The sequence below is a fragment of the Phenylobacterium sp. genome, from assembly GCF_036963605.1.
GTDB lineage: Bacteria > Pseudomonadota > Alphaproteobacteria > Caulobacterales > Caulobacteraceae > Phenylobacterium.
Window position 1 is genome coordinate 1 of the sequence record NZ_JBALUY010000005.1, and the last position, 12,345, is coordinate 12,345.

Genomic DNA, 12,345 nt, shown 5'->3' on the forward strand with positions numbered 1-12,345 from the left:
GAGATCCGCGGCTATGTGGATTCCTGCCCCCATGCCGGCTGGCCGCTCTCAGCCCTGGACGACCGCTACCTGACGCGGGATCACCGCCACATCCTCTGCGCCGGCCACGGGGCGCTGTTTCGCCCCCTGGACGGCGAATGCGTCGTCGGCCCCTGCTTTGGCGAACGGCTTTCCCCCTGGCCCGTCGAGGTCCGCGACGGCCGAGTGGTGACGGCCTGATTGTGAGGATCGCTGCGGCCCAGACGCCAGTTTTCTGGAAGGATGTGGAAGCTGCCCTGGCCTATGCGCGGGGGGTGATCGGGCAGGCGCAGGCGGCCGGCGCCGCCCTGCTCTGTTTCCCGGAAGGGTTTCTGCAGGGCTATCTGGTGGAGCCGGAGGCTGCGCGGCGTGCGGCCCTGGATCTTGGGTCGTCGGCCTTCGCCGATGTGGTCGGCCAGTTGCCGGAGTCCGGTCCCACCCTGCTCCTAGGCTTGATCGAGGCGGAAGGGGAGCGGGTCTACAACACCGCCGCGGTGATCCATGGCCGCCGGCTGATCGGTCGCTATCGCAAGACCCATCTGCTGAAGAGCGAGACGGTGTTTGCGCCCGGCGAAGACTGTCCCGTCTTCGAGGTCGGCGGCGTGAGTTTCGGAATCAATATCTGCTTCGACACCAACTTCCCGGAAGCCGCCCGGAAGGTGGCCGATCAGGGCGCGTCCCTGCTGGTCTGTCCCGCCAACAACATGCTGCCCCGCGACATCGCCCTGGACTGGAAGGATCGGCATAATCAGGTGCGCGGCGAGCGATGCCGCGAGACCGGCCTTTGGTGCCTCTCCGCCGATGTCACTGGCGCGCGGGGCGACCGGGTGGCCTGGGGGCCGACGGGGCTGCTTGACCCCGCGGGCGAGCTGGTGGCTCAATTGCCCTTGGACGCGCCAGGCCTGCTGGTCTGCGACGCCCCAGTTTTCTCGACCAAGTAAAGCCTCGCCTTGACTATCATTTAGACATTTAGCTAAATGTCGTCATGAGCAGTGTCTTCAAGGCCTTGTCCGATCCCACCCGACGTCGGGTGCTACAGCTGCTCAAGGCGCGTTCCATGAGCGCAGGGGAGCTGGCCGACCATTTCCCGGTCTCCAAGGCCACGATGTCGGCCCACTTCGCCGTGCTCCGCGAGGCGGACCTGGTTGTCGCGGAGAAGCAGGGAAAGTCGATCATCTACGCCCTGCGGATCTCGGTCCTGGAGGACGCCCTCCTCGGCTTCGCCGACGGCCTCGGCCTTGGTATCGCCCGCTCGCCGGAGGCGCGCCCACAAGAAGGTGAGACATGAACCGGCACGTGAAGTTCGTTCTGCTCACCGCCGTTCTGGCGAGCCTGGTCTTTGCGCTGGCCGCTATCGGTTGGCGCATCCACATGGTCCAGAACCTCGGTCTGGAGCTTCGGCCCCGGCCGCTGGCGCCCTTCATCCTGCTGGCGGTACCGGCCGTCCTGGCCGTGATTCTCTGGCGGTCGGACCGTCTCCTGGCAGAACACCGGCCAAGCGTCTTCGACGAGAACCCGCGTCACCTGCAGGCGAGCCTCATCTTCATCTTTGTCTTCACGGCGCTCTGCACGGCCTGGATGGGCCTGCTCTATGTCGCGGCCCGTCCCCCGGAGGGCGAACTGCTGATTCGGCTGACCGTCGGCCTGATGGGCCTGAGCGTCGCGATCCGCGCCAACCTGCTTGCCAAGCTGTCCCCACCGGCCCTGGACCGGCCTTTCAATCGCGACGCCTGGTCCCGGGCCGCTCTTCGCGCGGGCTGGGGCTCGGCGTGCATCGGCCTCGTGCTGATCGCCGCAGCCGCCGTTCTGCCGCTGAAACCGCTCTTCTTCGCCTGTCTGGCGGGGTCCGCCGCGCTCATCCTTCTCAGCCTCGCCCTCCGTCGCGCCGTGCGGCCCGGCTAGCCGCGGCCGCCTACATCACCCCCAGGCGGCGCAGGACCCGCAGGTGCAGGTCGCGCTCGTGGGTGTGGACCCCCGGCGCGCCGGCGACGACGATCAGCGCCTTCCAGAGCGCCCAGGCCTGGCCGCGCAGCCAGGTGTCGTCGTCCAGGGCCAGGCGCCGGCGGAAGGTGTCGCGGGCGGCCTCATCCAGGAAGGTCCAGGCGAAGGCCAGGTCGCAGGTCGGATCGCCGACCCCGCAGGTCCCGAAGTCGATCACCGCGGCCAGCCGGCCGTCCCGGACCAGCAGGTTGCCCGGCGCCACGTCCCCGTGGATCCAGACCGGCCGCGCGGTCCAGCGGGTGGCGAGCGCCGCATCCCAGAGGGCGAGCGCCGCGGCGTCGTCGATCTGGCCGCCCAGAGTTTCCACCGCCGCCCGGGTCTGGCTGTCATAGACGGCCAGGTCGCCGCCCCGGTGGAAGTTGTGCGGGCCAGCCGCCGGACCGTCTGAGGCTTCGAGGGCGTGCAGGGCCAGCAGGAAGTCGGCCAGGTCCCGGGCGAGCAGCTCATGGTCGAGGCCGTCTATGGCGGCGACCGTCTCGCCCGCGATCCAGGCGCAGATCGACCAGGGGAAGGGATAGCCATGGCCGGGCGCGCCCACCGCCACCGGCGCCGGGACCGGCAAGGGCAGGCCAGGCGCCAGGCGGGGCAGCCACATCTGCTCCTTCTCCACCTGGGCGAGGTAGTGGGCCGCGGCCGGCATGCGGACCAGCAGATCGGCGCCCAGCCGGAAGGTGCGATTGTCCCAGCCGCCGGGCTGAACCCGGGTCACCGGCAAGCCTGCCCACTGGGGAAACTGGTCGGCCACCAGGGCTGCGACCGTCGCCTCGTCCACCTTGACCCGCTCGGCCATCGCTTCATCCTTCCCCAGCGTCAGGGTTGAAGCCCCTGATCGGCGCGGTCCATGGTCCGCCCCATTGTTTTCACCCATTCAAGACACATAAGGGAGGGCCATATGCCCATCAGCCGCGAAGTTCATCTGATCACTCGCCCCAACGGCATGCCGCAGGAGCGCGAGTTCGAGATCGTCGAGACCAACGTCCCTGACGCCGCCGACGGCCAGGTGCTGGTCCAGAACCTCTACATGTCGGTGGACCCGGCCATGCGCCCGCGGCTGACCGCCGGCCAGGCCCTGAACGAGGCCATGATGGGCGGCGCGCTGGGCCGCGTGGTCCAGTCCAAGAGCCCCGACTTCGCCGTGGGCGACCTGGTCACCAACCGCCTGGGCTTCCGGGAATATTTCGTCTCCGACCCCAAGGGCCTGTCGAAGCTGACCCCGGCCGAAGGCCTGCCGCTGACGGTCCACATGCATGCGCTGGGTATGACCGGCTTCACGGCCTATGGCGGTCTGCTGTTCATCGGCGCCATGAAGGAGGGCGAGCAGGTGTTCGTCTCCACCGCAGCCGGCGCTGTGGGCTCCATCGCCGCCCAGATCGCCAAGATCAAGAACGGCTATGTGGTCGGATCCACCGGCTCGGACGACAAGGCCGCCTGGCTGCGGGACGAGATCGGTCTGGACGCGGTGATCAACTACAAGACGCAACCCATCCGCCAAGCCCTGGAAGAGGCCACCCCCAAGGGGATCGACGTCTATTTCGAGAATGTCGGCGGCGAGCACCTGGAAGCCGCCCTGCGTCGGATGAACACGCTGGGCCGCATCGCCGTCTGCGGCATGATCTCGGGCTATAACGAGGGCCAGGCGCCGGTTCGCAACCTGTCCAACATCATCTATTCGCGGGTGATGCTGCGGGGCTTCGTCGGCACCGACTTCATGCACCTGCAGCCCGACTTCCAGCGCGACATGGCCGCCTGGCTGCGCGAGGGCAAGATCAAGTACCAGGAGACGGTGATGGACGGGATCGCGTCTGCGCCCAAGGCGCTGATCGGCCTGCTGGAAGGCGCCAATTCCGGCAAGATGCTGGTCAAGCTCGCCGAGTAGGGGCGTCACCTGTCGCCGAGGGGTCCTGCGATGCAGGACCCCGGAAGGGGCTGCGCTTACAGCCCCAGGTCGGCGGTGACCGGGGCGTGGTCGCTGGGGCGTTCCCATTCGCGGACGTCATCGTGGACCCGGGAGGAGGCCGCGCCGGTGCGGAAGGCGGCCTCCTTCAGGCCCGGCGACACCCAGATGTGGTCCAGGCGCAGGCCGCGGTTGGACTTGCGGAAATCCGCCGAACGATAGCTCCACCAGGAAAACAGCTTTTCCGGCTCCGGCGTGGCAGCCCTTGGCAGGTCGATGAAGCCCAGGGATTTCTGCAGGGCCTCCATGGCCGCCACCTCGACGGGCGTGTGGCTGACGATCCGCGACATCTGCTTGTGGCTCCAGACGTCGAACTCGCCGGGCGCCACGTTCAGGTCGCCGACGATGGCCAGGGGCGCCTTGGGATCGCGGCGGCCCATCTCGGCGGTCAGGCTCTCGAAGAAGTCGAGCTTGTGGTCGAACTTCGGGTTCAGGGCGCGATCAGGCGTGTCGCCGCCGGCCGGCACGTAGAAGTTCTGGATTTCGACGCCAGCCACCTTGGCCGAGACGCAGCGGGCGTGGCCCTCGCGGCAGACATTGAGGATCGGCGCGTCCTCGATCGGCAGGCGCGAGGCGATGGCCACCCCGTGCCAGCCCTTCTGGCCGGCGATCTTCACATGCGGCAGGCCCATGGCGGCGAAGGCCTCGCGGGGAAACTCGGCCTCCTGGCACTTGATCTCCTGCAGGCACAGCACGTCGGGTCCCTGCTCGTCGACGAAGCGGGCGACCTGCTCGGCGCGCAGGCGGACGGAGTTGATGTTCCAGGAGGCGATACGGAGGCGCATGGCGGTGGTTTTAGGCCAGGCGGCGCCATAAGAAAACGCCCGGGGACTGGAGAACCCCGGGCGCCAAGTCATTCGTCTCTCATGCCGCCGCCGGGAGGGGATAGGTTCCGGCACGGCGCTGATATCGGGCCAGCGGCCCTGCCTCAGCGATGCGTGTCATATTTGCCACGAGCCCAATAAAAGTCAAGCGTCAATCACGATGATTCTTGCCTGTTGTGCGATTGTCACATTCGGCCCCGGCCGGGACGGAGATTGCGGGGGTCCTTGAGGACGAACAGGCTGTCATCCAGGCTGGCCACCCTGTCCAGGCGGGTCAGACGCACGCGGGTGGCCTGGCCCTGGGCGTCACTGATCGTCCAGCCCGCCAGCTTCAGCGGCGAATTGGAGAAGCTGAGCGTGATCTGGCCCTCGGCCTCCTTCTTGCCATCGCGGGCGGTGATCGAGAAGCCGTCCGCCAGGCGGTTCACCCGGGTCACCTGCACGCCGCGATCCAGCCGGATCTGCTTGGCCAGGAACAGGGACAGGGGCGTGGCGCCCAGGGGATAGGACTCGAAGGTCTTGAGCTTGGAATTGGCGACCGAGACCAGGCTGCCATCCGACACCACCAGCAGGCCTGAGGGCGCGGCATAGGCGAAGCGCGCCTTGCCGGGGCGCTTCAGATAGATCTCGCCCTGGGTGGTGACGCCCCGGGGATCGGTCTGCACAAAGGTCCCCTTGGCCTGGGTGAGGTCTTCCAGATAGGCCACGGCGCGGTCCACCAGGGCCTGGTCGGCCGAGGACAGGGCGGCCGCAGCCGGGCTCGCCGACAGCAGGCCGGCGAAGGGCGCGGCGGCGAGGCCAAAGGCCAGCGTGCGCCGGGAAAGGGCGGGGGTGCGGATCATGAAAATCGGCTCCTTGGTCTTAAGCGGCGGCCTTAGCAGGCGCCGGCGGCGTCAATAGGGCGGCGCACCCCTTCGCCCGGGGCATGGCCTAACGGCCACGCTTTGGCTTCGTTCCCGGGGTTCGAGGGCGCCTTCAGGCCGCAAGTTCTAGCCGAGGGCCGATGAATGGGTCATGTCCAGAGGGTTCAGCCCGCAGTGGATCGCCCATGACCTCCTCGTCCCCCACCTCGCCTCGCCCCGATCGCCCCATGGCCAGCCTCTGCCGCGACCGCGCCTGGATCGATCAGGCGGTGCAGACCATCGAGGCCGACTTCAACCGCTCGGCCGACACCCATCTGCTGCGCGCGCCCCTGGCCGGGGGGGTCCATCTCTATTTCAAGGACGAGTCCACCCACCCGACCGGCAGCCTCAAGCACCGGCTGGCTCGGTCGCTGTTCCTCTACGCCCTGTGCAACGGCTGGATTGGCCCGCGGACGCCGATCATCGAGGCCTCCAGCGGCTCGACCGCGGTGTCGGAGGCCTATTTCGCCCGGCTGCTGGGTCTGAGATTCATCGCGGTGATGCCGAGGTCCACCTCAACCGAGAAGGTGGCGCAGATCGAATTCCACGGCGGCGAGACTCACTTCGTGGAGGCCAGTCCCGATGTCTATGCCGAGAGCGCCCGGCTGGCCGCCGAGCTCTCCGGCCACTACATGGACCAGTTCACCTATGCCGAGCGGGCCACCGACTGGCGGGGCAACAACAATATCGCCCAGTCGATCTACAGCCAGATGGGTCAGGAGCCGCACCCCGAACCGAGCTGGATCGTGGCGGGCGCCGGCACCGGCGGCACCACCGCCACCCTCGGCCGCTTCATCCGCTACAACCGCGCCCAGACGCAGCTGTGTCTGGCCGATCCCGAGGCTTCGGTCTTCCATCGTCATGTGGCTGATCGCGCCGTGAAAGTCAGCGGCGAACGGGGCTCGATCATCGAGGGGATCGGCCGCGCCCGCTGCGAACCGTCCTTCAATCCCGAGCTGATCGACCGGGCCATCGCCGTGCCCGACGCGGCCAGCATCGCCGGCGCCCGGGTGGCTTCGCGGCGCCTCGGCCGGTCCTGCGGCGGCTCGACCGGCACCAACCTCTTCGCCTGCGCCCAGGTGATCGAGGCCATGGCGGCGCGGGGCCAGACCGGATCGGTGGTCACCCTGCTGTGCGATTCCGGCGAACGCTACGCCAGCACCCTGTCCAACCCCGCCTGGCTGGCGGCGGCGGGCCTCGACACCGCCCCCTACGAGGCGGCGCTGGAGGCCTTCTTCGACACCGGCCGGTTCAGCCTCTAGTCGGCCGGCCAGGGCTGGCGGGCGCCGTCCTGCCTGTGGATCACGCCCCGGCGCATGACGAAGGTGACCCGCTCCAGCTGGGTGACGTCCTCCAGCGGGCTTGTGGCGACGGCCACGATATCGGCCGACTTGCCGACCTCCAGCGTGCCCAGGCTGGCCGAGAGGCCCAGCAGGTCGGCGGCGTCCACCGTGGCGCTGCGGATGGCCCGGGCCGGCGTCATGCCGGCGTCCACCATCATCTTGAACTCCGTCGCATTGTCCCCGTGGGCCGAGACGCCGGTGTCGGTGCCAAAGGCGATCTTCACGCCGGGGGCGGCGTACTGCTCGATGTGCTTTTCGAAGGCGATGCGCGCGGCCTCCTCGGCCTTGGCCAGGACGGCGGGCGGGCGCTCGCCGGCCCGGGCCTGCTTCACCGCGGCTTCCGGGGCGATCATGGTCGGCACTAGATAGGCGCCGGTCTGGCGGAACAGGGCGAGCGTCTCAGCGTCGGTGAAGGTGGCGTGCTCGATGGAATCGACGCCCGCCCGCAGGGCGGCCTCGATGCCGTCCTTGCCGTGGGCGTGGGCGGTGGCCTTGCGGCCGAAGGCGTGGGCGGTGTCGACGATGGCCTTCATCTCGTCGTCGAACATCTGCCGGCCGAGTCCGCCGGCTACATTGGAGAGCACCCCGCCGGTGGCGGCGAACTTGATCACCTGCGCGCCCTGGGACACCTGGATCCGCACCGCGCGGCGGCAGTCCTCGGGCCCGTCGCAGGTGTTGACCGCGTGCGCCCGCTCAAGCTCCGCATAGGGCTCGGCCAGACCGTTGGCGCCGTCGCCATGGCCGCCGCTGATGGAGATCATGCGGCCGGCGTTGACGATGGTGGGACCCTCGATCAGTCCCTTCTCGATCCCGTCGCGCAAGGCGGTGATGGCGGCCGGATCGGAGCCCAGGTCGCGCACGGTGGTGAAGCCGGCGTCCAGGGTGCGCCGGGCGTTGTCGAGGCCGATCACGAACCGGCGCTCGGCGCCCCGCGTCATGGCCTCCAGGCGGGCGGCGGTCTTGTCGTCGTCGGAGAAGATATGGACGTGGGAATCGATCAGGCCCGGCAGGACGAACTGGTCCGACAGGTCGATCAGGCGCCCCCCGGCCGGAACCGGCAGCAGGCCGTCGGCCACCTGCACGATCCGTCCATCCTGCACCAGCAGGGTCGATGCGCCCCGCGGCGCCTGGCCGGGCCGGTCGAGCAGGGCGCCGGCATGGACATAGGTCCGGGTAGGCGCGGCGGTCTCCTGGGCCTGGGCCGACGGGCTGAGAAGTCCGGCGGCGAGGACGGCGGCGGCGATGTGGCGCAACATGAGCTTGAAACTTCCCCCTCTTAAGGCCCGGCGGGCCCCAGTGCGCCAGTCTAGCGGCGCGTCGGCCGCGGTCCAGGCTTCCCGCCTACCAGGGCTTCCACCAGGGCTCGGCGTCCAGGGCCGGGTCGCCGGGCTTCACCTCCTGCTTGCCCCAGGTCATGACCATCAGGAACTTGTGGCTGCGCATCTGGGTCTCGCCGGAAATCCGGTGGATCACCGGCACGGCCGCGCCGGTGCGGGCCTCGTAGGCGAAGATCGAGAACTCGGCGACGCCTGAGCGCTCCGCCTGGCTGTAGAGGGAGAGTTCCGGCACCGAGAAGGTCGAATAGTTGTTGCCGGTGGGCAGGGTCAGGGCTGGGACCCCCAGCACGCGGCTCATCTGGTCGATGGACAGGGCGCCCATCCGCACCTCGACGATCAGGTCGGCGTCGCTCCGGGCGGTCGACAGCCGATAGCCGCTGTTCAGGATCCGCTGGCGCAGGGCGCTGGCGGCATAGGGCGCCCATTCGCCGGTGAAGTTGATGGTGTCGAGGAAGACCAGGCTGCCCTGGGGCGCCTCAAGATGGAAATCGGCCGCCGCCCGCTCGGCGGCGTGGGCCACCAGCAGCTGCTCGGTGGCCGTGCGGCCGGGCCTCGTCTGCACGGCTGTGGCGCAGGCTGCGAGACCGCCCAGGACCAAGCTGAGCGAAAGGACCAGGGCGGCGCGGACGCCCGTATGCGTACTGGAAGATCTCATCACTCGACTCGCGGCCGGTCGCCCCCCGGCTCTCCCGGGGGCTTAAGCCTGATCCGCCGCCGGCCGCAACCGGAGCCCTGCAGATTCCGGGGGCTGCGCCTCGGCTTTCCGGTGGACGCCTGATCGGCGGGCGCGGGCGCCTACCAGGGTCCGGCCCCCTTGCCGAGCGCAGTTCCGGCGGCGCAAGCTGGAAGCGTCAAAAGGGGAAAGACCATGCCGTTCACGCCGCCGGACTTTGAAATTCCCCGCCGGCTCGAGCACGCCGAGTTCCGGCTGCGGCCGCTGACCATCCATGACGTGATCAAGGACTATGCGGCGGTGATGACCAGCCTCGACCGTCTGGCCGGCGTGTTTGGTCCCGGCAATGACTGGCCCCGGGCCGACATGACGCTGGAGGAGGACCTGGTGGATCTGGGCTGGCACCAGGGGGAGTTCGAGCGCCGCACCTCGTTCGCCTTCACCATGATGTCTCTGGACGAGAGCCAGTGCCTGGGCTGCGCCTACATCTATCCCGCGGGCCGGCCGGGCTATGACGCCAAGGCCTATTGCTGGGTGCGCGCCTCGGCGGCCCATCTGGATGAACCGCTCTATGGCGCCTTCAAGACCTGGCTGGCGACCGACTGGCCCTTCGAGCGGACGGCCTTCCCCGGGCGGGACGTCTCCTGGGCCGAATGGGACGCTACTTGATCACCATGCCCTGGCCGGTGGGCAGCTCCAGGATCTGGTAACCGCGCTCGGCCATCCAGGCCACCTCGGCCACCTGCTGGGCGCGGTAGGCGATCCAGCCGAAGTCATCGAGGATCAGCACGCCGCCCGGCGAGATCCGGTCGAACAGCACCTCCAGGGCGCCGAGCTCGGCCTCGGCGTTGTTCAGGTCCAGGTGCATGAAGGCGATCTTGTCCGGCGCCGCCTGCGCCAGGCTGTCGGGCACCCGCCCCTGGGTGATGGTCACATTGGGCATGTCGGAGAACCGCTCGCGGACCTCCTCGACCAGGGTCGCGCTGTGCTCCAGCATGGAGTGATGAGGCATCGACTCGTCATGCTCGAAGAGGTCGTAGAGGTAGTAGTGGCGGGGCAGGTCGGAAAATCCCACCACCTCGGAAATGATCCGGGCCGACACGCCCTTGTAGCAGCCGCACTCGACGAAATCGCCCTCGGCCCGCAGGGCTGTCCGCGCCGCCCAGGCCAGGGTGGCCAGGCGCCAGATGGCGCCCCGCTCCCCGGGGGTGGCGGCGTGCCGCTGGAAGGCGCCCATCAGCACCTTATCGTCCAGGAACCCCAGGGACTTGCCCAGGGTGATCAGGTTGTCGCCGGCGAAGACGCCCCGGGGAATGAGCATGTTGTCGACCAGCTGGTCGAGGGAGCCGATCAGGGCCGAATGGTTCTTCACCCCATAGAAGGAGCGCGAGATGATCGCGGAGGGCTGCAGGATGTCTTTGATGCCGGTCACTGGTCCTTGATCTCCCCGCCTGACGTTGCGGCCTGATCTAGCACGGCCCGGCCTGGACGCCAGTCCGCCAAGCCCGCCTCCCGGGGCCGTCCCACCATGCCTCTCCCGTCAGGTCAGCCAGCGGCGGGGTCGTCGCTCGCCCAGGTCGCGGCGCTCGCCAGGCGCCAGGCCGAGCGCCCGCATGCGCACCGGCGGCAGGGGCGCCAGGGCCTCCACCGGCTCCTGGCCGCCGGCCGGGCTGGCGGCGACCCGCAGGCCCAGGCTGATCGCCATGTCGACGGCCACCCACTCGGCCTGGGCGCGGTCGGCGCGGCCGATGGCGAAGTAGCGGCGGGCCTGTTCGGTCTCGCGTCCGGGTTCCAGCAGCACGGCCACGACCCAGCCGGCGGGCGCCCGGGATTCGGCGGCGCGGGGATCTGAGGGCGGGGCGGTCATGGCGCCCTTCGGATCACGGATGGCGCGCCAAGCCAAGGGCTTGCGACGCCCCTGGCTATTTCGGCCGCGACACCCCATCTGATGCCATGCGTCATCGGGCGTGTGCCGTGTCTCAAGCGGTCGAACCCCTCCGATGCGGCGCGATTCTGGTTTTCCCCAATGTCTCCCCTCCTGATTGTGTCGGCGGCCTGTGTCGTCACCGCCATTCTGGCCCCTGTGGCCTTCTCCCTGCTCGGCCTGCGGCCGCGCTGAGCCGCGACTACAGGCGGTCATCGAAGGCTCACGATGAACTTCTTCTGAGCCCAACCCTTCTCAATATCAGCGGCGCCCCGCCGCCCCGGAGACCCCCATGGCCAAGGGCCAGAAAAAGTCCAACAAAGAAGTCCGCAAGCCCAAGCAGGCAGCCGCCGCCAAGCCGGAAGCCGCCCCGCGCTCCTTCCTCGACGCCACCGGCGCCATGCCAGGCAAGAAGCGCTGAGCGCGCCTCGGGCGGGGACGCCCTCGATCTTCGAGATCGTCCATCAGACCGCCTACCGATTTTCGCGGCCCGTGGTCCTGCATCCGCACCGGCTGATGCTGCGGCCCCGGGACAGCCATGAGCTGAGCGTGCTGGACTTCCAGCTCGCTTGCTCGCCCGCCGCCGACATCACCTGGAGCCAGGATGTTTTCGGCAATCTCTGCGCCGTGGCGGGCTTTCGCCAGCCCACGGAGAGCCTGGTCATCGAGAGCCGCCTGACGGTGGCCTCGCGGGCCCAGCCCTGGCCGGTGTTTCCGATCACGCCGACCGCCCAGACCTATCCCTTCGCCTATGACGACGACGAGGCCACAGATCTCGGCCATCTGCGCCTGCCCAGGCCCGATCCCGACGTGGCGCGCTGGGCGCACGGGTTCGTCGCCGGACCCGGCACCGACACCCTGTCCCTGCTCAAGGATCTGAACGCCGGCGTGCTCGGCGCGGCGGCCTATCGGGTGCGGGATGAAGAGGGCGTGCAGAGCGCCGGCGAGACCCTGCGCCTGGCCAGCGGATCCTGCCGCGACCTGGCGGCCCTGTTCATCGAGGCCGTGCGCCAGTTGGGGCTCGGCGCCCGGGCGGTCAGCGGCTACCTGTTCGACCCAGACCAGGTCGAGCGGCAGGCCGACACCACCCACGCCTGGGCGGAGGTCTATCTGCCCGGCGCCGGCTGGATCACCTTCGATCCCACCCATAACGCCGTCGGCGCCGCGGGCCTGATCCCGCTGGCTGTCGGCCGGGCCAACGGGCAGATCATGCCGGTGGCCGGGAGTTTCGCCGGGTCAGCGACTGACGCCCTGGGCATGGATGTCTCGGTGAAGATCACGCCGGTCGGCTAACGCCTTGATTGCGCCGCGGGGCTTTGGCAGCGTGGACGCCAGAACATTGACCATCCGCCCGCGTCACCCACAAGGA

At 69.1% G+C, this 12,345-nt stretch carries 16 protein-coding genes; 9 read left to right on the forward strand and 7 right to left on the reverse strand.

Translation table 11 applies throughout. From position 1 onward, the window contains the following. From V7702_RS01855 to V7702_RS01870, 4 genes are all read left to right on the forward strand, one after another. Nucleotides 1–219, forward strand: a 219-nt coding sequence (locus V7702_RS01855) for a Rieske (2Fe-2S) protein (protein ID WP_335648443.1), incomplete at its 5' end; no start/stop codon positions are given. Nucleotides 220–221: 2 nt separating this feature from the next. Next, complete coding sequence (locus V7702_RS01860; RefSeq protein ID WP_335648444.1) at nucleotides 222–959, forward strand: carbon-nitrogen hydrolase family protein; 738 nt, start codon at nucleotides 222–224, stop codon at nucleotides 957–959. A gap of 44 nt (nucleotides 960–1,003) precedes the next feature. Continuing rightward, entirely contained in the window at nucleotides 1,004–1,306 is a 303-nt protein-coding gene (locus V7702_RS01865) for an autorepressor SdpR family transcription factor (protein ID WP_335648445.1), read from the forward strand. Beyond that, a complete protein-coding gene (locus V7702_RS01870) occupies nucleotides 1,303–1,920 on the forward strand; it encodes a hypothetical protein (RefSeq protein WP_335648446.1) in 618 nt (205 codons plus the stop codon). Before V7702_RS01865 ends, V7702_RS01870 begins: the two co-directional genes overlap by 4 nt. A gap of 10 nt (nucleotides 1,921–1,930) precedes the next feature. Here V7702_RS01870 and V7702_RS01875 read toward each other — a convergent pair whose 3' ends face one another. Beyond that, nucleotides 1,931–2,809 (reverse strand): aminoglycoside phosphotransferase family protein, encoded by an 879-nt coding sequence (locus V7702_RS01875; protein WP_335648447.1) that lies wholly within the window; start codon nucleotides 2,807–2,809, stop codon nucleotides 1,931–1,933. Nucleotides 2,810–2,911: 102 nt separating this feature from the next. On the opposite strand from V7702_RS01875, the gene V7702_RS01880 reads away from it, so the two are divergent. Further along, nucleotides 2,912–3,895 (forward strand): NADP-dependent oxidoreductase, encoded by a 984-nt coding sequence (locus V7702_RS01880; protein ID WP_335648448.1) that lies wholly within the window; start codon nucleotides 2,912–2,914, stop codon nucleotides 3,893–3,895. A gap of 56 nt (nucleotides 3,896–3,951) precedes the next feature. Here the strand turns inward: V7702_RS01880 and xth are convergent, their stop codons facing one another. Both xth and V7702_RS01890 read right to left on the reverse strand, forming a co-directional pair. Continuing rightward, a complete protein-coding gene (xth, locus tag V7702_RS01885; RefSeq protein WP_335648449.1) occupies nucleotides 3,952–4,758 on the reverse strand; it encodes an exodeoxyribonuclease III in 807 nt (268 codons plus the stop codon). Nucleotides 4,759–4,982: 224 nt separating this feature from the next. Further along, on the reverse strand, nucleotides 4,983–5,639 hold the full coding sequence (locus V7702_RS01890) for a LolA family protein (protein ID WP_335648450.1): 657 nt from the start codon (nucleotides 5,637–5,639) through the stop codon (nucleotides 4,983–4,985). Nucleotides 5,640–5,845: 206 nt separating this feature from the next. Here V7702_RS01890 and V7702_RS01895 point away from each other — a divergent pair, with 206 nt between their 5' ends. Continuing rightward, entirely contained in the window at nucleotides 5,846–6,961 is a 1,116-nt protein-coding gene (locus V7702_RS01895; RefSeq protein WP_335648451.1) for a PLP-dependent cysteine synthase family protein, read from the forward strand. On the opposite strand, the gene V7702_RS01900 is transcribed toward V7702_RS01895, so the two are convergent. Next, complete coding sequence (locus tag V7702_RS01900; RefSeq protein ID WP_335648452.1) at nucleotides 6,958–8,298, reverse strand: metal-dependent hydrolase family protein; 1,341 nt, start codon at nucleotides 8,296–8,298, stop codon at nucleotides 6,958–6,960. The genes V7702_RS01895 and V7702_RS01900 overlap by 4 nt on opposite strands. Before the next feature lie 85 nt (nucleotides 8,299–8,383). Beyond that, entirely contained in the window at nucleotides 8,384–9,034 is a 651-nt protein-coding gene (locus V7702_RS01905) for a DUF6655 family protein (protein WP_335648453.1), read from the reverse strand. A 213-nt stretch (nucleotides 9,035–9,247) separates the two neighbouring features. On the opposite strand from V7702_RS01905, the gene V7702_RS01910 reads away from it, so the two are divergent. Then, entirely contained in the window at nucleotides 9,248–9,721 is a 474-nt protein-coding gene (locus tag V7702_RS01910; protein WP_335648454.1) for a hypothetical protein, read from the forward strand. Here the strand turns inward: V7702_RS01910 and V7702_RS01915 are convergent. Together V7702_RS01915 and V7702_RS01920 are read right to left on the reverse strand one after the other, a co-directional pair. Beyond that, nucleotides 9,714–10,484, reverse strand: coding sequence for a TylF/MycF/NovP-related O-methyltransferase (locus V7702_RS01915; RefSeq protein WP_335648455.1), 771 nt, complete (start codon nucleotides 10,482–10,484; stop codon nucleotides 9,714–9,716). The two genes, V7702_RS01910 and V7702_RS01915, sit on opposite strands and share 8 nt — an antisense overlap. 108 nt (nucleotides 10,485–10,592) lie before the next feature. Then, entirely contained in the window at nucleotides 10,593–10,919 is a 327-nt protein-coding gene (locus V7702_RS01920; RefSeq protein ID WP_335648456.1) for a hypothetical protein, read from the reverse strand. 349 nt (nucleotides 10,920–11,268) lie between these two features. On the opposite strand from V7702_RS01920, the gene V7702_RS01925 reads away from it, so the two are divergent. Further along, nucleotides 11,269–11,397: a hypothetical protein gene (locus V7702_RS01925; RefSeq protein WP_300574361.1), complete on the forward strand. Its 129-nt coding sequence runs from the start codon at nucleotides 11,269–11,271 to the stop codon at nucleotides 11,395–11,397. A 35-nt stretch (nucleotides 11,398–11,432) separates the two neighbouring features. After that, the gene (locus V7702_RS01930) at nucleotides 11,433–12,269 is read left to right on the forward strand and encodes a transglutaminase family protein (protein WP_335648500.1); all 837 of its coding nucleotides are present in this window, start codon (nucleotides 11,433–11,435) and stop codon (nucleotides 12,267–12,269) included. Nucleotides 12,270–12,345 lie beyond the last annotated feature (76 nt).